The sequence below is a fragment of the Arthrobacter sp. H35-D1 genome, assembly GCF_030063185.1.
In the GTDB taxonomy this organism is placed as follows: domain Bacteria; phylum Actinomycetota; class Actinomycetes; order Actinomycetales; family Micrococcaceae; genus Specibacter.
Map to the genome: position 1 here is coordinate 47,357 of NZ_JASISP010000022.1, position 24,653 is coordinate 72,009.

At 65.4% G+C, this 24,653-nt stretch carries 18 protein-coding genes and 1 pseudogene; 6 read left to right on the forward strand and 13 right to left on the reverse strand.

Going from position 1 to position 24,653, the window contains the following annotated elements; genetic code table 11:
* The first annotated feature begins 9 nt into the window (after positions 1 to 9).
* Genes QMG25_RS16915 through purU form a run of 5 tightly spaced genes read left to right on the forward strand, consistent with a single transcriptional unit; the run spans position 10 to position 6,237 of the window.
* Entirely contained in the window at positions 10 to 375 is a 366-nt protein-coding gene (locus QMG25_RS16915; protein WP_283462208.1) for a sarcosine oxidase subunit delta, read from the forward strand.
* Positions 376 to 377: 2 nt separating this feature from the next.
* The gene (locus QMG25_RS16920) at positions 378 to 3,332 is read left to right on the forward strand and encodes a 2Fe-2S iron-sulfur cluster-binding protein (RefSeq protein WP_283462210.1); all 2,955 of its coding nucleotides are present in this window, start codon (positions 378 to 380) and stop codon (positions 3,330 to 3,332) included.
* The gene (locus tag QMG25_RS16925) at positions 3,325 to 3,963 is read left to right on the forward strand and encodes a sarcosine oxidase subunit gamma (protein ID WP_283462211.1); all 639 of its coding nucleotides are present in this window, start codon (positions 3,325 to 3,327) and stop codon (positions 3,961 to 3,963) included. The genes QMG25_RS16920 and QMG25_RS16925 overlap by 8 nt, the downstream gene beginning before the upstream one ends.
* Positions 3,954 to 5,327: an L-serine ammonia-lyase gene (locus QMG25_RS16930; protein ID WP_283462212.1), complete on the forward strand. Its 1,374-nt coding sequence runs from the start codon at positions 3,954 to 3,956 to the stop codon at positions 5,325 to 5,327. Before QMG25_RS16925 ends, QMG25_RS16930 begins: the two co-directional genes overlap by 10 nt.
* A gap of 1 nt (position 5,328) precedes the next feature.
* A complete protein-coding gene (gene purU / locus QMG25_RS16935; protein WP_283462213.1) occupies positions 5,329 to 6,237 on the forward strand; it encodes a formyltetrahydrofolate deformylase in 909 nt (302 codons plus the stop codon).
* Positions 6,238 to 6,429: 192 nt separating this feature from the next.
* On the opposite strand, the gene QMG25_RS16940 is transcribed toward purU, so the two are convergent.
* The 13 genes and pseudogenes from QMG25_RS16940 to QMG25_RS17000 all read right to left on the reverse strand — a co-directional run bounded on the left by QMG25_RS16940 (position 6,430) and on the right by QMG25_RS17000 (position 23,481).
* Positions 6,430 to 7,359: an ATP-binding protein gene (locus QMG25_RS16940; RefSeq protein WP_283462214.1), complete on the reverse strand. Its 930-nt coding sequence runs from the start codon at positions 7,357 to 7,359 to the stop codon at positions 6,430 to 6,432.
* Between the two features lie 319 nt (positions 7,360 to 7,678).
* A complete protein-coding gene (locus tag QMG25_RS16945) occupies positions 7,679 to 8,689 on the reverse strand; it encodes an MDR family NADP-dependent oxidoreductase (protein WP_283462215.1) in 1,011 nt (336 codons plus the stop codon).
* Between the two features lie 117 nt (positions 8,690 to 8,806).
* Positions 8,807 to 10,402 (reverse strand): CAP domain-containing protein, encoded by a 1,596-nt coding sequence (locus tag QMG25_RS16950; RefSeq protein ID WP_283462216.1) that lies wholly within the window; start codon positions 10,400 to 10,402, stop codon positions 8,807 to 8,809.
* A 155-nt stretch (positions 10,403 to 10,557) separates the two neighbouring features.
* Positions 10,558 to 12,033 (reverse strand): annotated as a pseudogene (gene sucB / locus QMG25_RS16955) (2-oxoglutarate dehydrogenase, E2 component, dihydrolipoamide succinyltransferase); the annotation flags it as partial.
* Positions 11,951 to 13,342 (reverse strand): allantoinase AllB, encoded by a 1,392-nt coding sequence (gene allB / locus QMG25_RS16960; RefSeq protein ID WP_283462217.1) that lies wholly within the window; start codon positions 13,340 to 13,342, stop codon positions 11,951 to 11,953. The pseudogene sucB and the gene allB, both read right to left, overlap by 83 nt.
* Positions 13,335 to 14,492 carry a glycerate kinase gene (locus tag QMG25_RS16965; RefSeq protein ID WP_283462218.1) on the reverse strand — a complete coding sequence of 386 codons (1,158 nt, stop codon included), beginning with the start codon at positions 14,490 to 14,492 and terminating at the stop codon, positions 13,335 to 13,337. Before QMG25_RS16965 ends, allB begins: the two co-directional genes overlap by 8 nt.
* A gap of 9 nt (positions 14,493 to 14,501) precedes the next feature.
* On the reverse strand, positions 14,502 to 16,280 hold the full coding sequence (gene gcl / locus QMG25_RS16970; RefSeq protein WP_283462220.1) for a glyoxylate carboligase: 1,779 nt from the start codon (positions 16,278 to 16,280) through the stop codon (positions 14,502 to 14,504).
* A gap of 147 nt (positions 16,281 to 16,427) precedes the next feature.
* The gene (locus QMG25_RS16975) at positions 16,428 to 17,306 is read right to left on the reverse strand and encodes a 2-hydroxy-3-oxopropionate reductase (protein ID WP_283462221.1); all 879 of its coding nucleotides are present in this window, start codon (positions 17,304 to 17,306) and stop codon (positions 16,428 to 16,430) included.
* A gap of 47 nt (positions 17,307 to 17,353) precedes the next feature.
* Positions 17,354 to 18,148 carry a hydroxypyruvate isomerase family protein gene (locus QMG25_RS16980; protein ID WP_283462222.1) on the reverse strand — a complete coding sequence of 265 codons (795 nt, stop codon included), beginning with the start codon at positions 18,146 to 18,148 and terminating at the stop codon, positions 17,354 to 17,356.
* Positions 18,149 to 18,375: 227 nt separating this feature from the next.
* Positions 18,376 to 19,188 carry a bifunctional allantoicase/(S)-ureidoglycine aminohydrolase gene (locus QMG25_RS16985; RefSeq protein WP_283462223.1) on the reverse strand — a complete coding sequence of 271 codons (813 nt, stop codon included), beginning with the start codon at positions 19,186 to 19,188 and terminating at the stop codon, positions 18,376 to 18,378.
* Between the two features lie 11 nt (positions 19,189 to 19,199).
* Positions 19,200 to 20,468 (reverse strand): DUF6986 family protein, encoded by a 1,269-nt coding sequence (locus QMG25_RS16990; RefSeq protein WP_283462224.1) that lies wholly within the window; start codon positions 20,466 to 20,468, stop codon positions 19,200 to 19,202.
* 2 nt (positions 20,469 to 20,470) lie between these two features.
* Positions 20,471 to 22,078: a malate synthase A gene (aceB, locus tag QMG25_RS16995; RefSeq protein ID WP_283462225.1), complete on the reverse strand. Its 1,608-nt coding sequence runs from the start codon at positions 22,076 to 22,078 to the stop codon at positions 20,471 to 20,473.
* On the reverse strand, positions 22,075 to 23,481 hold the full coding sequence (locus QMG25_RS17000; protein ID WP_283462226.1) for an NAD-dependent malic enzyme: 1,407 nt from the start codon (positions 23,479 to 23,481) through the stop codon (positions 22,075 to 22,077). Before QMG25_RS17000 ends, aceB begins: the two co-directional genes overlap by 4 nt.
* A gap of 214 nt (positions 23,482 to 23,695) precedes the next feature.
* On the opposite strand from QMG25_RS17000, the gene QMG25_RS17005 reads away from it, so the two are divergent.
* Positions 23,696 to 24,451, forward strand: coding sequence for an IclR family transcriptional regulator (locus QMG25_RS17005; protein ID WP_283462228.1), 756 nt, complete (start codon positions 23,696 to 23,698; stop codon positions 24,449 to 24,451).
* Positions 24,452 to 24,653: the final 202 nt, after the last annotated feature.

The following is a 24,653-nucleotide window of genomic DNA, read 5'->3' on the forward strand; positions in this document are numbered from 1 at the left end:
GACCACAAGATGTTGTTGTTTACCTGCCCCAACTGCGGGCCGCGCAACGAAACCGAATTCCACTACGGCGGCCAGGCCCACGTGGCCTACCCCGCAAACCCCGCGGAGCTCTCCGACAGGGAATGGGCGGAGTACCTGTTCTACCGCGAGAACACCAGGGGCCTCTTTGCCGAGCGGTGGGTGCACAGCGCCGGCTGCCGCAAATGGTTCAACATGGTCCGCGACACCGTCAGCTACGACGTCAAGGCCGTCTACCGGATCGGTGAACTTCGGCCGGAGACCCTCGAGCGGGCCGCGGCGGCGACCGCACCCGATCAGCCGCAGCAACTGGCCCCGGCCCAAGCCAACCCCAACAACGCATCGGAAGGAGTGTAGAGATGACTATCCAGAACCAGCAGCAGAACCGGCTCGCAAGCGGTGGGCGGATCGACCGCAACAACACATTGACCTTCACCGTGGACGGCGTCGAGTACTCGGGGCACCCCGGCGACACCGTGGCCTCGGCCATGATCGCCAACGGCCGCCTGGCCGCAGGGAACTCCCTGTACGAAGACCGCCCCCGCGGCATCCTCTCCGCCGGCGTCGAGGAGTCCAACGCGCTCATCAAGGTCGCCGGCCGCTTCCCGGGCCACTCCGCCGAATCGATGCTGCCCGCCACGGCCGTGTCCCTGGTGGACGGGCTCGACGTGGAGCTCCTCTCCGGCCTCGGCAAGCTGGACCCTTCCGAAGATGAGGCCATCTACGACAAAAAGTACGTCCACACCGACGTACTGGTGATTGGCGGCGGCCCCGCCGGACTCGCCGCAGCCCGGGACGCGGCCCGCACCGGAGCCCGTATCATCTTCATCGACGACCAGCCCGAATTCGGCGGGGACCTGCTCTCCGGCCGCGACGAGCAGATCGACGGCAAGCCTGCGCTGGACTGGGTGGCCGGCATCGAGGCGGAACTGGCCGCAGCGCCGGAATGCACCGTGCTGCACCGCACCACGGCGTTCGGCTCCTACGACAGCAACTTTATTCTCGCCGTGCAAAACCGCACCGACCACATCCAGCAGGCACCGGCACCCGGCGTCTCCCGCCAGCGCATTTGGCACATCCGTGCCAAGCAGGTGGTGCTGGCCACAGGCGCCCACGAACGCCCCATCGTCTTCGAAAACAACGACCGTCCCGGCATCATGCTCGCCTCGGCGGCACGCAGCTACCTCAACCGCTACGGCGTGGCCGCCGGTTCCCGCGTGGTCATCGGCACCACCAACGACAGCGCCTACCAGCTGGCAGCGGACCTGCTGTCCGCAGGCATCGAGGTGGCCGCCGTGGTGGATGCCCGCCCGCAGTTCTCCGAGCTCGCCGCAGCCGCCGCGCTCAGCGAGGACGTGCACGTCATCACCGGCAGCGCCGTGGTCAACACCGCAGCCGACGCCACCGGCCGGCTCTCCACCGTCACCGTCTCCGCGATCGACGCCGACGGCAGCCCCGTGGGTGCCATCGAGGAAATCGAGGCAGACCTGCTCGCCGTCTCCGGCGGCTGGAGCCCCGTGGTGCACCTGCATAGCCAAGCCCAAGGCAAGGTGCGCTGGGACGCCGGCCTGGCCGGCTTTGTCCCCTCCACTGTGGTGGCGAACCAGCAGGTGGTGGGCGCCTGCCGCGGCAGCTACGCCCTGACCGACTGTGTGGCCGAAGGCGCGGCAGCCGGGGCCGTGGCCGCCGTCAACGCCGGCTACGCCACGTCCCACGCCGTTGCTGCCGCCACCGCCGCGGCATCGCGCCCGGCCCGCCCGGCACAGCCCACCGGTCCCACCCGCGCACTCTGGCTGGTGGGCGGAACGGAAGGAACGGCGTCGGACTGGCACCACCACTTCGTGGACTTCCAGCGCGACCAGAGTGTGGCCGACGTCTGGCGTTCCACCGGTGCCGGACTGCGCAGCGTGGAGCACATCAAGCGCTACACCTCCATCAGCACCGCCAACGACCAGGGCAAGACCTCCGGGGTGAACGCCATCGGCGTCATCGCCGCCGCCTTCCGCCAGCAGGGCACAGTAGTGGATTCGGACATTGGCGCCATCGGCACCACCACGTACCGGGCCCCTTTCACCCCGGTGCCGTTCGTGGCCCTGGCCGGACGCCAGCGCGGGGAACTCTTTGACGCGGCACGGCGCACCTCCATCCACTCATGGCACGAGAACCGCGGTGCACTGTTCGAGGACGTGGGCCAGTGGAAGCGGCCCTGGTACTACCCGCTGCCGGGGGAGGACATGGACGCGGCCGTGCTGCGCGAATGCGCCGCCACCCGCGAATCCGTGGGCTACATGGACGCCAGCACGCTGGGCAAGATCGAGATCCGCGGCAAGGACGCCGGGGAATTCCTGAACCGCATCTACACCAACGCGTTCAAGAAGCTCGCCCCCGGCCTGGCCCGCTACGGCGTCATGTGCACCCCTGACGGCATGATCTTCGACGACGGCGTGACCCTGCGCCTGGATCCGGACCGCTACTTCATGACCACCACCACCGGAGGCGCCGCGAAGGTGCTGGACTGGCTGGAGGAATGGCACCAGACCGAATGGCCCGAACTGGACGCCGTGTTCACCTCGGTGACCGAACAGTGGACCACCATCGCCGTGGTGGGGCCCAAGTCCCGCGCCGTGCTGGCCAAGGTGGCCCCGAACCTGGACCTCGCCACGGAGGAGTTCAAGTTCATGGCCTTCCGCGAGACGGTGCTGGCCTCCGGCATCCCGGCCAGGGTCTGCCGCATCTCCTTCTCCGGGGAGCTCGCCTACGAGATCAACATCCCCGCCTGGTACGGATTGTCCGTGTGGGAGGCCGTGACGGATGCCGGGGCGGAATTCAACATCACCCCGTACGGGACCGAGACCATGCACGTGCTCCGCGCCGAAAAGGGCTACCCGATCGTCGGCCAGGACACCGACGGCACCGTCACCCCGCAGGACGCCGGCATGGACTGGGTGGTCTCCAAGGTCAAGGACTTCATCGGCAAGCGCTCCTACCAGCGCACCGACGCCGCCCGCGAGGACCGCAAGCACCTGGTCAGCGTGCTGCCGGTGGACGGGAGCATCCGGTTGCCGGAGGGCACCCAGCTGGTGGAGACGGGGATTGCGGTCAACCCGGCCTACGGTCCCGTGCCCATGCAGGGATTCGTCACCTCCAGCTACCACAGCGCCGCCTTGGGACGCTCGTTTGGATTGGCCATGATCAAGAACGGCCGCAACCGGATCGGCGAACGCCTGGTGGCCGCCGTCGGCTCGCAGTTGGTGGATGTGGTTGTTGGGGAAACAGTACTTTTTGATGCCGAAGGGAAGCGCCGAGATGGGTAACACAGCACTGAACACAGAAGTAGCGGCACTGCGCCGGAGCCCGGCACACCACCTGTGGACCGACTTCACCGTCGGCTCGGTGGCGGGAGAGCGCGGGGTCACCCTGCGCGAGGTCCCGTTCCAGCGCATGGTCGGCATCCGCGTCGACCCGGCCTCCGATACCGGCGCCCGGATCGGGGAACTCACGGGCGGACTGCCGTTGAACAGTGGCGACGTGACCACCGGTGAGTCAGGCGCAGCCGTGCTGTGGCTGGCCCCGGATGAATTCCTGCTGGTGGCCCCGGACGACGGTGAACCCGGTTCCGGCGCCCTCGTCGCCTCGCTGGTGGAAGCCCTGGGTGACGGTGCCGGGCAGGTCATCGACCTCTCCAGCAACCGCACCACTTTCGAACTGGCCGGACCCAGCGCCCAGGCGGTGCTGGAAAAGAGCTGCGCGGCGGACCTGCACCCGCGCACCTTCGCTGCCGGCACTGCCATCACCACGGAGATCAGCAAGATCCCCACCCTCCTGTGGAAGACCTCGGACAGCACGTTCCAGCTCTTCCCGCGAGCGTCCTTCGCGGATTACCTGGGCCGCTGGCTGCTGGATGCGATGACGGAATTCGCCGCCGAGGGCACGCCATGGCCCTGAGCGTCCTTGACCTGTTTACTGTTGGCATTGGGCCCTCCTCCTCCCACACGGTGGGCCCCATGCGCGCGGCCAAGCGCTTTGCCGACGGATTGGCGCACGACGGCGAGCTGGCCGACGTCGTGCGCGTACAGACCCAACTCTTCGGCTCGCTCGGGGCCACAGGGCGCGGCCACGGATCGGACAAGGCCGTGGTGCTGGGCCTGCAGGGGCAGGACCCGGAAACCGTTGACACCTCCAGCGCGGACGACCAAGTGGCGCAGGCTGCCCTGGACGCCCGGCTGCTGGTGGGCGGCACCCACGGCGTCGATTTCAACTTCGCCGAAGACGTGGTGCTGCACCGGCGCAAGTCGCTGCCGGCCCACCCCAACGGCATGACGTTCCAAGCCACCAACCACCGTGGCGAGGTGGTGCGCGAGCGCACCTACTACTCGGTGGGCGGCGGCTTCGTGGTGGACGAGGAAGCCGTGGGTGCGGACAGGGTGGTCACGGACAAGACCGTGGTGCCCTTCCCCTTCAACACCGGCAAGGCGCTGCTGGCCATCTGCGCCAGGGAGGGCAAGAGCATCTCCGAGGTCATGCTGGCCAACGAGATGGTCTGGCACACCGAGGAGGAACTGCGCGCCAAGCTGCTGGGCATCTGGGCCGTCATGCAGGAGTGCGTGGACAACGGCTGCGCGGCGGAGGGCATCCTGCCCGGCGGGCTGAAAGTGACCCGCCGGGCGCCCGGGCTGCTGCGCACGCTGGAGAAGCCGGGCGACGGCGAAGATCCACTGCGGGCCATGGAATGGGTCAACTTGTTCGCGCTCGCGGTCAATGAGGAAAACGCGGCTGGCGGGCGGATCGTCACGGCGCCCACGAACGGGGCGGCGGGCATCATTCCGGCCGTGCTGCACTACTACATGAAGTTTGTGCCCGGTGCCGATGACGACGGCGTGGTGCGGTTCCTGCTGACGGCGGCCGCCATCGGCATGCTGTTCAAGCTCAACGCCTCCATCTCCGGTGCCGAAGTGGGCTGCCAAGGCGAAGTGGGGTCGGCGTGTTCCATGGCTGCCGGGGCCCTGTGCGAGGTGCTCGGCGGTACGCCCATCCAGGCCGAAAACGCCGCGGAAATAGGCATTGAACACAACCTGGGGCTGACCTGCGATCCCGTGGGCGGGCTGGTGCAGATCCCGTGCATTGAGCGCAATGCGATCGCCAGCGTCAAGGCCATCAACGCAGCCCGGCTGGCCCGGCACGGGGACGGCAGCCAAAAAGTATCATTGGACAAGGCAATCGAAACCATGCGTCAGACAGGTGCGGACATGATGAGCAAGTACAAGGAAACCTCCCGCGGGGGCCTCGCCGTGAACGTGATTGAGTGCTGAGATGGATGCGCAGCCGGGGCGTGTGGACACCGCCGACTACGTGCTCACCCTGGATTGCCCGGATGCCCCGGGTATAGTCCACAGCTTGTCCGGGGTGCTCCTGGACGCGGGGTGCGACATCGTTGACAACCGCCAGTTCAGCGACCGCCAGCACCTCCGGGCCAAGCCGGGGGAGCCGGAACCCGACGGGCACTTCTTCATGCGCCTGCATTTCTCCGCCCCCGCAAGCACCGGGCTGGAGCGGCTGAAGGCTGCCGTGGAGCCGTTGGCGCAGCGCCACCACATGCGTTGGCAGCTGCGCCCCCACGGGGCGAAACGGCGGGTGCTGATCATGGTCTCGAAGTTTGAGCACTGCCTGAACGATCTCTTGTTCAGGACCAGGACGGGCGAGTTGCCGTTGGAGGTGGTCGCCGTGGTCTCCAACCACCTTGACCACCAACGGCTGGCGGAATGGCACGGAATCCCGTTTTTCCACGTGCCCATCACGGCGGCGACAAAACCGGCTGCGGAGGCGCGGCTGCTCGAGCTGGTGGACGAGCTCGAGGTGGAGCTGGTGGTGCTGGCCCGCTACATGCAGGTGCTCAGCGACGGGCTGACTCAAAAGCTGGAAGGGAAGGCCATCAACATCCACCACTCGTTCCTGCCAAGCTTCAAGGGTGCCAAGCCCTACCACCAGGCCTACGCCCGGGGCGTGAAGACGGTGGGAGCCACCGCGCATTATGTCAACAGCGAGCTCGACGAGGGGCCCATCATCTCCCAGCAGGTGGTGGAGGTGGACCATGCTTTTGGGCCCGACGACCTTGTCGCTGCGGGCCGGGACACCGAATGCAAGGCGCTGAGCAACGCCGTCCGCTGGCACTGCGAGGGGAGGGTGATTGTCCAAGGCAACCGGACCGTCGTGCTGCGCTAAGTGCGTTAGGTGCTCTAGGTGCGCTAGGTGCTCTAGGTGCGCTAGGTGCGCCTCAGATGTGCACCGGAGCATTCCGGGCCTGGCACTTTTCAGCGCCGCATAATTTCATTGTGCAGGTGATGCGGGTGTTCAGCACAAACACCCGCATCACCTGCCAAAGAGATGACGATGTCCGGATTTAGCTGGGCAACCTCAGCCGGTGGGCAGGGGAGCGACTGGGACCTTGACGGCCGAACCACCCTCCTGGGTGATCCGCCCGCGCATCTGCGCCACCGTGGGCTCAGCAATGAAGCCACCGGCAAACAACCCCTGGCCCTGCTTGAAATGTTGGGAGCGCAGGGGTAGTTCTTCGGGGACAAGGCCGAAGACTTCCGCCAGCTCGGCCAGGTCGCGCGGGGAGTTCATGCGCATCAGCCCCAGGTTGTCGCATTGGGAGAGCGCGTTGGGGTGGATCTTGGTAGGCCGCTGGGTGGAGAGAAAGAGCCACAGACCATATTTGCGGCCCTCGGCGGGGATCTGGACGATGAGCGCGGTCAAGGCACGTTCCACTGGTGTCGCCGGAGTGGGGGAGCAGAGGTTGTGGGCCTCGTCGATCACGATGAGGAGGGACTTGCGGTCGTTGCGATTGATCCAGAGATGTTCAAGCGCAGCCAATGCTGCCACTTTTGGTTCGGACGGGTGCGCAAAACCACCCAAGTCCAACACCGTCGCGCGGGGGCGGGTATCGATGATTTCAGTGACGGAACCGCCGCCGCGGGACCAGAGCCTCCAGCCGAGGACCTGCAGGTTCTCGATCCGCATGGCCAGCCGGGCCTGCCCCGGATCTCCCGAAGCATGCAGGGAAGAGACATAGCTGGCTTCATCGGAGGCGACGAAATTGGAATCGACGTGCAGCAGGACGTTGAATTCCTCGGCATCCTTGATCGGGTCGAGCTGGAGGACCGCGGCCTTGGAAGGCACCGAGAGATCGATGAACCGTGCCTTGAGCTGTTCGCCGGTTGGCACCGACGAGTGCTGGATGCGGATATCGGCGTCGTTGATGCTTCGGGCTTCGGCGGTGTCGGCCCCGGGACGTGTCTGGTGGAGCTGGGTGAAATCTGCGTTGGGGTCCAAGACAGACAAGGGAAGCGCAGTGTGCCGGAGACGTTGCTCAAGCACCACTCCGAGCGCGCAGGTTTTTTCCGGAACCGCTCTGGCCGCATCAAAACGTGTGGCGGTTGAAACGCTCCGCGTTCAGCTGCACGGATTCTCCGGGGGTGTCACGGGTGTGCCAATGGTCAAGGTTGTCATCTGCCGCTCAAGCTCCTTCGACCCGGTGAATGTCCGGGAGTGGTCCAGATACCTTCAATAATCAGGGAATCAGATTCATCCATGCGCAGCAATGGCCGGACATCGCCTTCCACTGCAGGCCCCTGGACACCCGGACCCGCGAATTCGAAGGTCAGCTGTCGCAGTCGACCACCATGCGTCCGGTGTTGCCGCCGGACAGCAGCGACGCGAACGCGTCCGGGATGTGGTTGAACCCTTCCACCACGGTGTGCACGCTGTGCACCTTCCCTTCATTCATCCATTGGGCGACGCGGGCCTCGAAGCCCGCGCGCAGGTCCTCGTGTGCCGTGACGGTGAATCCGCGCAGGGTCAGCTCCTGGTAGATCGCGTTGGTGTAGTTGGCGGGGCCGCGGCGGTCGTTGCCTTTCCCGTATTGGGAGGCGGCACCGCAGATGACGGCGCGGCCGCGAAAGCGCAGAACTTCCAGTGCAGCCTCGAGCTGATCGCCGCCAACGTTGTCATAGAACAGGTCGATCCCGTCCGGGGCGGCGCTACGCAGCAACTCCGCCGCCGGACCGTCGCGGTGGTTGAACGCAGCGTCTGCACCCAGCTCCTCGGTGAGCAGCCGAACCTTCTCGGCCGTGCCCGCGCTGCCCACCACCGAGGCGCCGACGGCCTTGGCGAACTGCACGGCGCAACTGCCCACGCCGCCGGCCGCGCCCGAGACATAAACGGTGTCCTCGGCCCGCACTCCGCCAATGTGCACCATGCCCGTGTAGGCGGTGAAACCGACATGTCCCAGCACGGTCAGGCGGGCTTCCATCGGGATGTCTGATTCCTCGGGGGAAATCCTGCGCAACTTGTCGGCAGCGGCCACGTCCACACCCCTCCACGGCGACTTCCGGACAGCGAGTTCGCCCTCCTTGAAGGCATCGGTGCGTGATTGCAGGACCTCCACCACGCCGTCGCTGGCAGGAACGTCGCCGGGGTGTATGCCGGGTCCGTAGTCAGTGTCGGGACCGCCGATGCGATTGGCCAGCCCGGCGTTCAGGCCCAGCCGGCGGAGCCGGACAAGCACCTCGCCGGGGCCAAGCTCAGGGACGCCGACTGACTCGATCTTGAAATTGCGGGCTTCGACGGAGCCGTCCGGTTCGCTGGCCAACTGCACTTCAAAAGTTTCCATGCTCCCAGCGTATGCCTCCCGGGGAGCCGGCAGAAGGGACGTTAAACGCGTGCGGGGGTTGCTGCAAGCCTGCAGCAACCCCCGCACGGCAGCATGCCGCGCCCTGGAAATCGTACGCTAGCTGCCGAGCAGCAGCGGCCCCCAGCCCCTGCTTCCAATCTGGGTGTTCGCACCCCAGTAGTTCCGCATGATGGGATAGTGCAACAAGCTTCCGCTGGACGTGCGGGCCAGGATGCCCTGGCCGCCCGTGCCGAGGTGGTTGCTGACGCCGGAGAGGTGGGTCATGGAGCCCCAGCCGGTGCCCACCACGCGGCGCGCCTCGCCCATGAAGCCTCCCGTGCCGGTGCCCCGGTAAAGGAGCAGCTGGCCGGCCGCGTTCCGGGCCAGCAGGTCCTGGCGGCCGTCGCCGTCGAAGTCGGCACCCATGATGGTCAAATTGCCCCAGCCGGTGCCGATCCGGGTCGTGGCACCGAACCGTGCGCCGTCGAGGTTGCGGTAATACCGCAGATCACCCGTGGCTCGGTGCTTGGCGAGGATGGACGGCAGCCTGTCGCTGCCCTTCCACGCCGTCACCACGATGTCGAACGGGGCCCAGCCATGGCCGATCGAACGGAGCGGCTTGAACGTGCCGTTGGACTGGCCGTAGCTGACGGTCAGGTTGCCGTTCTTCCACACGGCCACAATGTCCTGCATCCCGTCGCCGTTGTAGTCGGAGACCACCAGCTGCTGCGCTCCAGACCAACCGGAGGAGACGTACTCGCGCTGCCATATGTCCGCACCCTTGGCAGAGGGGTAAATGTACATGTCACCATTGGCGTCCACGGCCGCAACGTCCCCGGCGCTCCCGCCGGACGCAGGGTTGGGCTGCGGGTTTCGCGAGTCGGGGTAGCCGGCCAGGTTGGCCACCACCATGGTCATGCCGCTCCATCCGGCCTTCGTGGTCTTGACGTAGCCCAGGCCCATGTCGGTGGCGCGCTTGTCCAGCATGGCTGAACGGTGCGCGGGGGAGCCCATCCACCAATCGACGACCTGCTGGGCATTGTTGTTGACGGCGATGATCTCCGAGTACATGTCGAAGCCGTCGGGCAGAATCGAGGCGCCGGCATCCGGGCGGTGGACCCTGTTCCAGTCCAGCGTGTTGGTGTTGATTTGCCTGTTCAGGGTGGTGGCCCACTGCTGGGACCCGGCGCCGATCTCGGAGCTGACCTCCAGCGGTTTGGCGCCGTAGGCGGCCCGGTAGCCGTTGATGGCGTTGCGCACCTTCGCGACGAACGCGTCATTGGGAGCGGGAGCGGCGAGCGGCTTGGCCACGCCGGCAAGGGGCGCTGCGAACGGCGTGGCGACCGTGCCGGGTGCCGGGGACGTGGCCACTGACCCGAAAGGAGGGTGGGACGACGGCGTTGCCGTCGGCTGGGGTGTCTCAGCCGGCGCTGTCTCAGCTGGCGTTGTCTGGCCCGGTGCCGACTCGGACGGCGCCGGCTCGGAGGGCGCCTGCTGTGCCGGCGCCTGCTCGGACGGCGCCGTCGCAGGCAGCGTCGGGACAGGAGTCGCAGGGGGCGCGTCTGTTGCGGACTTCGCCTCTCCCGGCGCAGCAGTGGCTGCGGCTTCCGGTGTGGCTGGTGTAGACGGGGCGGCGGTGGCAGGGGCCACGCCGGAGAAAAGAACGGCAGCAGCGACGGCCGAGGCTGTGGCCAGCCCAAGGAGTTTTCGCACGGATAATCCCTAGCGTTGAAAGACGGAGTGGTGGTCGGCGCAGTGGCCCCGACCCATGTTATCCTTACCAGCCGCCGATTGGGTAATGGTGAAGGACGGTTAAACACGTGTGTGGGGTTGCTGCACAGTGGCAGCAACCCCACACACGTGGCCTGTTAGAGGCTTAGATCGAGTTCAAACTCGGCGCCGGACAGCCTGGCTGTCACAGTTTGCAGGAACCTGCCAGCGTCGGCTCCGTCGACAATCCGGTGGTCGTAGGTCAGGCACAGGTACATCATGTGGCGGATGGCCAGCACATCCCCGCCGTCCGGACCGGGCACGGCCATGGGCCGCTTGACAATGGCGCCAACGCCGAGGATTCCCACCTGCGGCTGGTTGATGATCGGCGTGTCAAACAACGCCCCCACCGAACCGATGTTGGTGATGGAGAAGGTGCCGCCGCTGAGTTCGTCGGCCTTGATCGAGCCGTCGCGGGTGCGTGCAGCCACATCGGCGATGCCTGCAGCCAGCCCGGCCACGTTGAGCGAACCGGCGTCGCGCACCACGGGAACCAGCAGGCCCTTGGGCCCGTCCACCGCAAAGGCGAGGTGTTCGGCGTCGTGGTAGGTGATGGTGCCGGCCGCCTCATCGAAAGCGGCATTGAGCATCGGATGGACCTTCAGCGCCTCCGCCACGGCCTGGGCGATGAACGGCAGGTACGTCAGCTTCACTCCGTGCGCGGCGGCAAAAGGCGCCTTGGCCCGCTCGCGCAGCCGCACCATCGCGGTGACATCCACCTCGTGCACCTGCGTGAGCTGGGTCGAGGTGTCAAGGGATTCGCGCATCCGCTTGGCAATGACCGACCGGATCCGCGACGCCTTCACCACCGTTCCGCGCAGGCTGCCCGACGCCGTGGCGCCAGCTGCCGGAGTGGCTGCCGGTGCTGCTTGGGAAGGTGCTGCCGTGGAAGGCACGACGGCGGGAGTTGCCGCAGGCTTGGAAGCGGCAGCCGCCGCCGCATTTACGTCCCCTGAACGAACACGCCCGCCAATGCCGGTGCCCGTGAGGGTGGAAAGGTCCACCCCGTGCTGGCGTGCCAGCTTGCGCACCAGCGGCGTGACATAGGTGGTGGATCCTGCCGATGACACCGGCGGAGCCGGGGTTTCCGTCGGCGGCGTCAGGGAGGCCGAGGCCGTCCGCGGCCGATTGGCCGGAAAGCCGCCTAGGGAATCCCGGTCCGCTGGGGGTTCAGCCGCCGGAGTTGCGACAGAGTCAGTCGCCGGAAAATGCCTGTCCGCAGCCACCGGCTCGGACACCGGGGCTTTCGCCTCAGATTCGTCCGCGGCAGCGATGATGGCCAGCACGGAGCCGACAGCGGCGACCTCGTCCTCGGCGACGAGAATGCTGTGCAGGATCCCTTCGAACGGGGACGGGATCTCCGTGTCCACCTTCTCGGTGGACACTTCCACCAGCGGCTCATCCAAGGCGACCGTGTCCCCGACGGCTTTCAGCCAGCGGGTGACGGTGCCTTCGGTGACGCTCTCACCCAGTGCGGGCAGCAGCAGGGACTCAGACATCCGCAGAGCGCTCCACTGTGATTTCACCGCGGCGCAGGAGTTTGCCGGTGGGGGTGATGCCGTCGAGTTCGTGTCCGCGCAGGAAGGTGCGGCGGACGACGCCGGAGAGCGCACGCCCGTCGTAGGGGGTGATGGGGTTTTTGTGCTTGAGCTTCTTGACGTCCACTACGTAGGCGTCGTCGGCGGCGAAGATGGCGAAGTCGGCGTCGTAGCCGGGAGCCAATTTGCCCTTGTGGTGGAGCTGGACCAGCTCGGCCGGGGCCGTGGACATCCAGTGGACAACCTGTTCGAGGGAGATGCCGCGCTTGCGTGCTTCGGTCCAGATCAGCGACAGTCCCAGCTGGAGCGAGGAGACCCCGCCCCAAGCCACGGCGAAGTCGCCGTTTTCCAGGTCCTTCAGGTCCAAGGTGCTGGGGGAGTGGTCCGAGACGATGCAGTCGATGACGCCGTCGCGCAGGCCTTCCCACAGCTTTTCGCGGTTGGAGGCTTCGCGGATGGGCGGGCAGCACTTGTAGGCGGTGCCCCCGTTGGGGATTTCCTCGGCCATGAGCGTGAGGTAGTGCGGGCACGTCTCCACGCTCAGCTTCACGCCGTCGCGGCGGGCGCTGGCAATCATGGGCAAGGCGTCCGAGGAGCTCAGGTGCAGGATGTGCGCCTTGGCACCAGTCCAGCGGGCGCGCTCAATGACCTCGGCAATGGCCAGGTTCTCGGCGCCGCGGGGACGGGAGGCGAGGAACTTGTTGTAGTGGTCGCCTTGGGCGGTGGGGGCGCGGTCGATGGTGCGTGAATCTTCGGCGTGGACCAGCATGAGAGCGTCGAAGGACGTCAGCTCGCGCATGTCCTTTTCCATCTCGTCGGGGTCAAGTGGCGGGAATTCGTCAACGCCGGAGTGCAGCAGGAAGCACTTGAAGCCGAAGACGCCGTCGTCGTGTAGCGGGCGCAGGTCGGAGGTGTTGCCGGGGATGGCACCGCCCCAGAATCCAACGTCCACATAAGCCTGGTCAACCGCAACGCTGCGCTTGAGTTCCAGGGCGTCTACGTTGACGGTGGCCGGGATGGAGTTCAAGGGCATGTCGATGATGGTGGTGACACCGCCGGCCGCTGCTGCGCGGGTGGCGGAGGCAAAGCCTTCCCATTCCGTGCGGCCGGGCTCGTTGACGTGCACGTGGCTGTCCACAAGGCCCGGAATGAGCGTCTCGTCGTCGGCCAGTTCAATGACCTCGGTTCCGGAGAGGTTGTTGCCCAGGGGTACCAAGGCGATGACGACGCCATCGCGGACACCTACTTCGCGTGGTGCGATGCCGGCGGTGGTGAGTACGCGGTTGCCGCGAATGACAAGGTCATACATGCCTTCACTCGCGTCATTTCCTGCAGTGCTAGACATATGAGTTCTCCTCTTCCTTGCCGGTGGAGGCAAGTCGTGTGCCAATCAAAGCCCCGATTTGTGTCAAGAGGCTGCCGGCGTTCTTCATGCAAAGGTCGGTGTTGGATTCAATATCCGTCAAAGCGTAGCTGTGGGCAAAACCAGCGGCGCTCAAAGTTTCGGGGGCCAACGTGGTGCGACCGCAGACGGCCACAACGGGAACCCCTGCTGCGCGGGCCGCAGTGGCCACCCCCAGGGGTGCTTTGCCAAAGAGGCTTTGTTCATCCAGGCTGCCTTCGCCGGTGATGATCAAATCCGCGCCAGGGAGCTTCTCTGCAAGACCGCTCAAGCCAAGAATAACCTCAATGCCGGGACGGCGCATCGCCGAGAGCACGGCCAAGGCTGCAAAGCCGGTGCCGCCGGCCGCGCCGGAACCCGGGGCGTCAATGGCGTCGACAGCGGCCGTGCCGAGCGCGTTGGCCATGATCCGGAAATACCGTTCAAGGGCATTTTCCAGGTGCTCCACGTGTGCTTCGCTGGCGCCCTTCTGGGGGGCAAAGACCGCTGCCGCGCCGTCGGGACCCAGCAGGGGGTTGTCAACGTCGCTGGCCAGGGTGAACGTGACCCCGCCCATGCGGGTGTCAAGACCGGTCAAGTCAATGTTGGTGACAGTGGAAAGGGCGCCGCCGCCGGGCGGCAGGCGCCGCCCGGCGGCGTCCTTGAAGGTTGCGCCCAGCGCTGCGAGCATGCCCGCACCGCCGTCCGTCGTGGCGCTGCCGCCCACACCGAGAACAATCTCGGTGCAGCCGTGGTCCAAGGCGGCGGACACCAGTTGGCCGGTGCCAAAGGTGCTCGCCGCCAAGGGGGAAAAACGTCCGTCGTGGAGCACGGCCAGCCCGGAGGCAGCTGCCATCTCAATCACGGCCACCTTGCCGTGAACGGCAAAATCGGCAGTGACGGGCTGGCCAGTGGGACCCTCGACGGTGGTGCTGACGCGGCTGAAGCCTGAGGCCACCACCGCGTCAACGGTTCCCTCGCCGCCGTCGGCAACGGGGATGAGATCAATGTCAAGGCCGGGATGCGTGCTGCGCAATCCGGCTTCCAGCCATTGGGCAACTTCCGGTGCAGACAGTGATCCCTTGAACTTGTCAGGGGCGAGGATGATGCGCATGGTTCGTCCCTAGTCCTGCAGCGTCAGGATGGCGGTGGGTGCGTCGGCGGCGTACTCGGCAATGTCTTCGATCTCGTTGACATTGTCCAGCTCGGTGCCCATGGAAATGTTCGTTACACGCTCCAGGATGGCTTCAACCACCACGGGAACCTTGAACTCTTCCATGAGGCGCTTTGCCTCGGCGAATGCGGCAGCCATGTCCTCGGGGCGCTCCACGCGGATGGCCTTGCAGCCCAGGCCTTCGGCAACCTTGAGGTGGTCAACGCCGTAGCCGTTGGTCTCCGGGGAGTTGATGTTCTCGAATGCCAAGGAGACGTGGTAATCCATCTTGAAGCCGCGCTGGGACTGACGGATCAAGCCCAGGTAGGAGTTGTTCACCACGACGTGGATGTACGGCAGGTTGAACTGTGCGCCGACGGCCAGTTCCTCGATCATGAACTGGAAATCGTAGTCGCCGGAGAGTGCAACAACGGTCTGTCCCGGCTTGCCGCGGACAACGCCCAAGGCCGCAGGAAGGGTCCAGCCCAGGGGGCCGGCCTGTCCGGCGTTGATCCAGCGGCGCGGGCCGAAGACGTGCAGCATCTGTGCGCCGGCAATCTGCGACAGGCCAATGGTGGAAACATAGGTGGCGTCTTCGCCAAACGCCGTGTTCATCTCTTCGTAGACGCGCTGCGGCTTCATGGGCACGTTGTCGAAGTGGGTCTTGCGCTGCAAGGCACCCTTGCGGGCCTGGCAGTCCTTGGCCCAGGTGCCGTAGTCCGAAACGCCGAGTTCGGCCTTGCGCTCGCGAGCGACCTCCAGCAGGACGTCGAGGGCTGCTCCGGCGTCGGAGACGATGCCCAAATCCGGTGCGAACACGCGGCCAATCTGGGTGGGCTCGATGTCCACGTGCACGAACTTGCGGTTTCCGCGGTAGGTGTCAAGGCCGCCTGTGTGGCGGTTGGCCCAGCGGTTGCCGATGCCGATGACGGTGTCGGACTCCAAGAACGTGGCGTTGCCGTAGCGGTGCGAAGTCTGAAGGCCAACCATGCCGGCGCTCAGCGGGTGGTTGTCCGGGATGGTGCCCCAGCCCATGAGCGTGGAGATGACGGGAATGCTCAGCAGTTCGGCCAGCTCCACCAGCTGTGCGGAGGCATTGGCGTTGATGATGCCGCCACCGGCGACGATCAGCGGCTTCTCGCCCGCCAGCAGGATGTCCAAGGCCTTTTCAGCCTGCTTGCGCGTGGCGGCCGGCTTGTTCGGAACCAAGGGCTCGTAAGCGTCGATGTCGAATTCGATCTCCGCCATCTGCACGTCGATGGGCAGGTCCAACAGGACCGGGCCGGGACGTCCCGAGCGCATGAGGTAGAACGCCTTCTGGAAGGCGCCGGGAACCTGGCCGGGCTCCTTCACCGTCATGGAGAGCTTGGTGACGGGGGCGGCGATGGTCTCAATGTCCACTGCCTGGAAGTCTTCCTTGTGCAGCTTGGCCACGGGAGCCTGGCCGGTGATGCAGAGCATCGGAATGGAGTCCGCCTGGGCTGCGTACAGTCCGGTGATCATGTCGGTGCCGGCGGGGCCGGAGGTGCCGGTGCAAACGCCGATGTTGCCTTCGGCTGCGCGTGAGAAGCCGTCCGCCATGTGCGAGGCGCCCTCCATGTGGCGGGCCAGGGTGTGGTTCAAGCCGCCGTGCGCGCGCATGGCCGAGTAGAACGGGTTGATGGCTGCTCCGGGGAGACCGAAGATCTCCGTGGCGCCTTCTTTTTCCAAAATCAAAACGGCTGCGTCTACGCTGCGCATCTTAGCCATGGTGTACTCCTTCAAAATTCTTTGGGTGTGTGCCTTGTGCAGGCGGGGGAAGTGCTGAACGGGAGGTGGGTTTCCCGCCGTCGGACGTCTCGAAGATCAACCGACGGCGGGAAGCTGGGTGGGGCGCAAACCCCGTGCGGGTGCGCCCTACTTGCGGCCGGAAGCGGCCAATGCCTGCTTGAAGAGGCCCGAGTGGTCGAGGCCGCCGTCGCCCTGGGCGACGATGGAGGTGACGAGCTGGGCGACGGCGCCACCGAGCGGGACGGCCACGCCGGCTTCGCGGGCAGCTGCCGTGACAATGCCGAGGTCCTTGTTGTGCAGGGCCAAGCGGAAGCCGGGGTCGAAGTTGCGATCGAGCATCTTCTGGCCCTTCTGGTCCAGGACCTTGGAGCCGGCCAAGCCGCCGCCAAGAACTTTCAGCGCAGCGTCGGTGTCAACGCCGTAGGCCTCAAGGAAGACGATGGCTTCGGCGAGTGCCTGGATGTTGACGGCAACGATCAGCTGGTTGGCTGCCTTGACGGTCTGGCCGGCGCCGGAGGGGCCAACGTGCACAATGGTCTTGCCAACGGCGTTCAGGACCTCTGCGGCGTCGTCGAAGTCCTTCTTGTCGCCGCCAACCATGATGGACAGGACGCCGTCAATGGCACCCTGCTCGCCACCGGAAACCGGAGCGTCCAAGGGGCGGATGCCGGCTGCGACGGCGTCTTCGGAGAGGCGCTTGGCGACGTCGGGGCGGATGGAGCTGGCGTCAACCCAGATGGTGCCCTTGCGGGCGTTGGCGAAGAGACCCTCCGCGCCGCTGACAACAGCTTCAACATCGGGGGAGTCCGGAACCATGGTGACGACGACGTCGGCATCCTTGACGGCCTCGGCGAGCGAGGTGGCACCCTTGCCGCCGGCTTCGACGAGCTTGTCGATGGGGGCCTGGCTGCGGTTGAAGCCGGTGACCGTGTGGCCTGCCTTGACGAGGTTCACTGCCATGGGCAGTCCCATGATGCCGAGTCCGATTACTGCAACGTTGCTCATAATGTTTCCTTTGCGTGAAGAAGTGTAGGGGGTGTTGGTGAGGGGCTTTAGTTGGCGGGCTGGCGGATGGCCCAGTTGAAGGCCTCCGCTGCGGGTGCCTTGTATTCCAGGCCGATGGGGCCGGAGTAGCCGAGCTCACGGCTGCGGGTGATCCACTCGCCGAGCGGAAGGGTGCCGGTGCCGGGGGCGCCGCGGCCGGGGTTGTCGGCGATCTGAATGTGGCCGAAGTCCTTGGCGTGGTTTTCAATGACGGCTGCCACGTCGTCGCCGTTGACGGCCAGGTGGTAGAAGTCGGCCAGCAGCTTGACGTTGTCCACGCCGGCTGCTTCAGTCCTGGCGATGATGGCCAGGACGTCCGCAGCGGTCTTCAACGGGTATGCCGGGGTTCCGGAGACGGGTTCCAGCAATACGGTGCCGCCGATGGCTGCAACGCCTTCAGCTGCAGCAACGAGGTTCTTGACGCCGAGCTCGTCCTGCTCTTCAGCGGTGAACTCTTCCTGGCGGTTGCCGTACAGGGCGTTGAAGTGCTTGCAGCCAAGGCGTTCGCCAATGCCTGCCACGACGGCAATGTTGTCCTTGAATTCGGAGCAGCGTCCCTTCCAGGAGACAAGGCCGCGGTCCCCGCCTGGCATGTTGCCGGCGTTGAAGTTCAAGCCTGTCAGCTGCACGCCGGCATCGGTGATGGCGCGCTCAAAAGCGGTGAGGTCGGCTTCGGCCGGGACGGAGGTTTCAAAGGGCCACCAGAACTCCACTGCATCAAAACCGGCTGCCTTGGCTGCTGCCGGGCGTTCGAGCAGGGGAAGCTCTGTCAGGAGGATCGAGCAGTTTACCGTGTACGTCATTGTAGGTCCTTCCAATGGAATCCAAGATTCCAACGTTCTCATATTGTGGAAATTAGTTTCTGCTTTATGAAAAGTTTAGAGATGATTACGGGCAACGTCAAGGCCACCGCGAGGCCAAATCTTGCCCGTGTCCCCTGCCTGGCACAAAAAAGCGCCCGTTCGCGCTCTTGCTGCCGTGTGAAACGGGGCAAAAGCGCAAACGGGCGCCGAGACTGCAAGCGCGGACGTTACGTCAGCTTGATCTGGCGGTTCATGTCCTTGTACAGCAGGTAGCGGAACTCGCCCGGGCCGCCGGCATAGCAAGCCTGCGGGCAGAAGGCACGCAGCCACAGGAAGTCGCCGGCCTCCACCTCAACCCAGTCGTCGTTCAGCAGGTACATGGCCTTGCCTTCAAGGACGTACAGGCCGTGTTCCATGACGTGGGTTTCCGGGAACGGGATGACTCCGCCGGGCTGGAACGTGACAATGTTGACCTGCATGTCGTGCGCCAAGTCGGAGGCATCGGTAAACCGGGTGGTCTTCCAAGCGCCGTTGGTGTCCGGCATGGCAGTGGGCTCAACGTCCGCGTCACTGGTGACGAAGGACTTGGCTTCGTAGCCATCGAGGCGTTCGTAGGCCTTGCGGATCCACTGGAAGGAGACGATGTCGTCCGAGACGTTTTCCAGGCCCCAGGCGTCGCCGGCGGCCAGGTAGGCGTAGCCGCCTTCCTCAAGCTGGTGGAGTTCGCCTTCCAGGGTGAGGTTGACCTTGCCCTTGGTGACAAAGACGACGCCCTCGACGCCTGGCTCGAACTCTGCGCGAGGGGCGCCGCCGCCGGCACCAATCTCCACGATCAGCTGGGAGAAGGTGGTGGCGAAGCCGGAGATGGGGCGGGCCAGAATCCAAGAGCGTGAGTTGGAAAAGCCCGGCAGCGTGCTTGTCACGATGTCCGTCATGACGCCCTTGGGGATGACCGTGTAGGCCTCCTTGACGATGGCGCGCTCGGTGGTGAGGTGTGTCTGCGGCGGCAAGCCGCCTTCGGGGTAGTAATACTTGCCCATGGCTAAATCCTTTACTTTGAGACGGACGCGAGCCGCGGGTGGGCCAGCAACGTCAGTTGACTTTGGTCAAGGGTGGTCAGGGCCAGCACTTCTTCGGCACTTGAGGCCCCGCAAACGAGGCCGCGCAGGATGAAGTTGGCCAAGGCGCGGGCCGTTGCCGGCTCGTCCATGACAGCACCGGGGGTCTGCTTGACGTAGTTGCGCAACCGCACGGCGGCTGCGGGCAGCCCCTGGCGGTAGAAAGCATACGTGGCGCTGAAACGGCTGGGCAGCTGGGCCGGGTGCAAGTCCCAGCCCTGGTAGTAGCCGCGTTCCAGGGAACGACGCACCAAACGGCCGTGCAGTGCCCAAGCCGACTCGGCGCCGTCGCCCACGGGCATGATGTTGGTTGAGCCGTCGGAGAGGCGGATGCCTGTTCCGGCAACTGCCAGCTGCATGACTTCCTTGGCCAGGTCGGCGACCGGGTGCTCCATGGACTGGTACTCGGCGGAAATTTCCAGCGATGCACTGTAGTCATAGGTGCCGTAGTGCAGGCCGCTGATGCGTCCCGGCACTGCGTGGGCCAGCTGTGCCACGGGAGAGATGCCTTCGTGGCTGAGGATGAGCTGCGGGGTTTCCACCTGCACCTCAAAGCGGAGGCGTCCGGCGGGGAGTCCGTGGATTTCCTCCAAGCGGCCGACGGCAAAGTCCATGGCCTTGACCTGGTCGATGGTGGTGACCTTGGGAAGTGTCAGCACCAGGCCCTGCGGCAGTTCGCCGGCCGAGGCCAGCGCCGAGACGAACAGGTCAAGGGTCCGCACGCCGCGGGCCCGGGTGGGGGCCTCGAAGCACTTGAAGCGGATGCCGATAAACGGGGGGGCCGTTCCTGCGGCGACCGCTGCGCTGACTGCCTTTCCGGCGGCGACTGCCGCGGCATCTTCGGCCTCGTCGCCGCGGTCGCCGAAGCCGTCCTCGAAGTCGAGGCGAAGATCTTCAATGGGCTCGCTGGCCAGCTTGGCAGCCACGCGGGGTGCCACGGCTGCGGCCAGCTCGTCGTCCTGGCCCAGCAGCTTGCCAAGTTGTTCCAGGCCGCCGTTGGCGTCGATGGCTGCCAACCCCTGCGCGCCCCAATCGGCGGCAAAGGTGGGGCTGAACTTGTCCGCCGGCACGTAGACCGTGTGGACAGGCTGGCGGCTGCCGTCGTCGCCGGGGTAGTTGCGGTCAAGCAACGTATCCGTGGCGGCGCAGGCGGATTCGATGTGGGCGAGGTCTGCGGAGTTCAGTGAGGATTGCACAGTCATTCCTAGCCCACCAATTCGTAGGCGGGGATGGTCAGGAAGTCGGTGTATTCCTCGGACAGGCAGATGTCGCCGATGAGGGCGCTGGCGTCCTTGTAGTACTTCGTGAACAAGTCTTCGCCCACTTCGCCGCGCAACTTCTCGGTTTCCTCGGCCAGAATCTTGGTGACGAGCTCGCGGGTGACCACATTGCCGGTGTCGGCAAGGGTGGTCTTGTTGCGGATCTGCTGCCAGACCTGTGAACGGGAGATTTCCGCGGTGGCGGCATCTTCCATCAGGTTGTGGATGGCCACGGCGCCGTTGCCTGAGATCCAGACGGCGGTGTAGGCGACAGCCACGTACAGGTTCAGGCGCAGGCCGGCTTCGGTGGCGCTGCCCTGGGCCGAGGGGATGTCAAGCAGCTGGTCTGCCGTGACGTTGACCTCGGGGCGCAGCTTGTCCAGCTGGTTCGGGCGGTCGCCCAGCACGGAGTCAAAGACTTCCTGGCAGATCGGCACCAGGTCCGGGTGGGCAACCCAGGATCCGTCAAAGCCGTCCCCGGCTTCGCGGGTCTTGTCATTGCGCACCTTTTCAAACGCTGCTGCCGTCACTTCGGGCTCGCGGCGGTTGGGGATCACTGCGGCCATGCCGCCCATGGCAAAGGCGCCGCGGTCGTGGCAGGTCTTGACCAGCAGTTCGGTGTAGGCGCGCATAAAGGGTGCCGTCATGGCAACCTGTGCGCGGTCCGGGAGGGTAAAGGCTTCGCCGGCGTCGCGGAAGTACTTGATGATGGAAAAGAGGTAGTCCCAGCGGCCTGCGTTCAGCCCCGAAGCGTGCTCGCGCAGTTCGTAGAGGATCTCATCCATTTCAAACGCGGCCGGGATGGTTTCAATCAGCACGGTGGCACGGATGCTGCCCTGCGGGATGGCCAGGTAGTCCTGGGCAAACACGAAGACGTCGTTCCAGAGGCGGGCCTCAAGGTAGCTTTCCATCTTCGGCAGGTAGTAGTACGGTCCCTGGCCGTTGGCAATGAGCGCCTTGGCCGTGTGGAAGAAGAGCAGGCCAAAGTCCACCAGCGCGCCCGAGGCGGGTGCGCCGTCCACAATCACATGGTTTTCAACCAAGTGCCAGCCGCGCGGGCGGGCCACCACAACAGCCAAGGGGACGTCGGTGCGCAGACGGTATTCCTTGCCCTCGGGGGAGGTGTACTCAAGGGTCCCGGCTGCGGCGTCCTTCAGGTTCAGGACGGCGTCGACGACGTTGGGCCAGGTGGGGGTGGCGGCATCTTCAAGGTCTGCCAGCCACACCTTGGCGCCGGAGTTCAGCGCATTGATGGCCATCTTGGCCGGTGATGCCGGGCCGGTCATTTCAACGCGGCGGTCCTGCAAGGGGGCAGGGGCCGGGGCAACCTTCCAGTCGCCTTCACGAACGGACTTGGTTTCCGGCAGGAAGTCGAGCTTGCCGGTCGCGGCAACAGCTTCGCGCTTGGCGCCGCGGGCTGCCAACAGCTCTTCGCGGACCGGGTTGAAGCGTCGGTTGAGTTCGGTGATGAAGGCTAGGGCCTCGGGGGTGAGGATTTCACCGGCCCGCGGGATCGGGGTGGGGTCGGTGACGGTGGTGCTCTGGCTGCTCATGCTTTGGCCCTTTCGGATGATGACGCAGCTGCCGCGTTGGACACGGCTGCTGCAACGTCGCCGGCCACATGCGGGTCGAAGACGCTGGGAATGATAAAGCTGGCGTTGCGTTCTGAATCATCGACACGGTTGGCGATGGCGGTGGCCGCTGCCACCAGCATCTCATCGGTGATGTCCGAGACTCCTGCGTCCAGCAGGCCGCGGAAGAATCCGGGGAAGGCCAGGACGTTGTTGATCTGGTTCGGGAAGTCGCTGCGGCCGGTGGCAACCACGGCGGCGTACTTCGAGGCGATGACCGGATCAACTTCGGGGGTCGGGTTGGCCATGGCGAACACGATGGAATCCTTGGCCATGGAAGCAACCTGCTCCTCGCCGAGGACGTTCGGGCCGCTGACGCCGATGAAGACGTCGGCGCCTGCAACGGCGTCGTGCAGGGTGCCGGTGAAGTTGTCCGGGTTGGTGTTGTTCGCCAGCCAGGTGCGGTGTGCATCCGTGTAGGTCTCGTCGCGGTTCACGGCACCGTTGCGGCCACAAGCCACAATGTTCTTGGCACCCTGGGCCAGCAGGAGCTGGATGATGGCGTTGCCGGCTGCGCCGACGCCTGCGACGACGATCTTCACCTCGCCGATCTTCTTGTCGACGACCTTCAGTGCGTTGGTCAGTGCGGCGAGGGTGACGATTGCCGTGCCGTGCTGGTCGTCGTGGAAGACCGGGATGTCCAGTTCTTCCTTCAGGCGACGCTCAATTTCGAAGCAGCGCGGAGCTGCGATGTCTTCAAGGTTGATGCCACCGTAAACCGGAGCCATGGCCTTGACGATCATGATGATCTCTTCGGTGTCCTTGGTGTCAAGGCAGACCGGCCAGGCATCGACGTTCGCGAACTGCTTGAACAGGGCTGCCTTGCCTTCCATGACGGGAAGTGCGGCCGCCGGGCCAATGTCGCCCAGGCCCAGAACGGCAGTGCCGTCGGTGACGACGGCGATGGTGTTGCGCTTGACCGTGAGGTTGCGGGCCGCGGACGGATCGTCGTGGATGGCCATGCAGACACGGGCGACGCCGGGAGTGTAGGCGCGGGAAAGGTCGTCGCGGTTGCGGATGACGAACTTCGAGTTGACCTCGAGCTTGCCGCCCAGGTGCATCAGGAAGGTGCGGTCCGAGACGTGCTGGACGTGGACGCCGTCGAGTGCTTCCAGGGCGTCCTTGACCCGGTTTGCATGGTCGTCGTCGGTGGTGTTCGCGGTGATGTCGACCACGATGCTCTCGTGCCGTGATTCAACAACGTCCAACGCGGTGACGGCGGCACCGGCTGAGCCGACGGCAGCAGCCAGCTCGCTCGTGACGGTGAAGTTGGAGGGAGCGGTCACGCGGAGGGTGATGGAGTTGCCGGGGCTAGGATTCGCCATTGAGATTCCTTGGGGTAAGGCCCGTGAGGGCTAGTCGACATTTACGATTGTTCTCGTAGAATGGATATTATTATCTATCTGGTGGAAATTCAAGCCCTGCGTGATGTTGGGCGCTGTCCGAGCCAAATAAGGTATGTTGTGGATTGGAAGATTCATATCACTATGCGGAATAATTGTTGGCATCGACCTAGATGGACCTAGTAGGAGACTCACCATGGCAGCAAAAGCAAGCGGCGGCGTTCAGTCCGTGGAGCGGGTCTTCGAACTGCTCGAGCTCATTACCGAAGCTGGCGGCAACGTCACTCTCAGCGAGCTCTCCGCGTCCACCGAGCTGCCCCTGCCCACCATTCACAGACTGTTGCGCACCCTGGTTTCCCTCGGCTACATTCGCCAGCTCCCCAGCCGGCGCTACGCCTTGGGCCCGCGGCTGATTCGTTTGGGCGAAGGAGCCACCAAGCAGCTGGGTGCCATGGCCATGCCGCAGTTGGAATCGCTGGTGCAGCAATTGGGCGAGACCGCCAACATGGCCGTGCTGGACACCGACATGGTCATTTACATTGCCCAGGTCCCCTCGCCGCACTCCATGCGCATGTTCACCGAGGTGGGGCGCCGGGCACATACCCACGACACCGGCGTCGGCAAGGCGTTGCTGGCCCAGCTGGACGATGACACAGTGCGACGCATTGTGGCCCGCCAGGGCATGCCCACGCCCACCAGCAAGAGCCACGGGAGCATTGAGAGCCTGCTGGCCGATCTCGGCGTGATCCGGGAGCGCGGCTACTCGATTGATGAGGAAGAGCAGGAGCTTGGCGTGCGCTGCTTCGCCATGGCTGTCCCGAACGCTCCCACGCCGACTGCCATCTCCGTCTCTGGCCCCGTGCAGCGCGTTGACGAGCGCTTTGCCAGCCGAGCCATCCCACTGTTGCAAAAGGCCGCCCAGATCATTTCCACGGGGCTCAACCGGAACTAGCAGGGCTGCCCAGGGGGAACCCCCGGGCCTGGATGTAGAGCACCAGGATTGGGACGGCCGTGGGCCGGGTAACACGTGTGGTTTAAACGGCCCCCCCCGGCTCCGGGGCGGGGGGTTTTTGATAAAAATTCTGGGACAATCGCAAGAGGGCGGCCCCGCCACAGAAGGCGCTTGAGGCCAGGGGTTTACCCGGGGGGTCGGG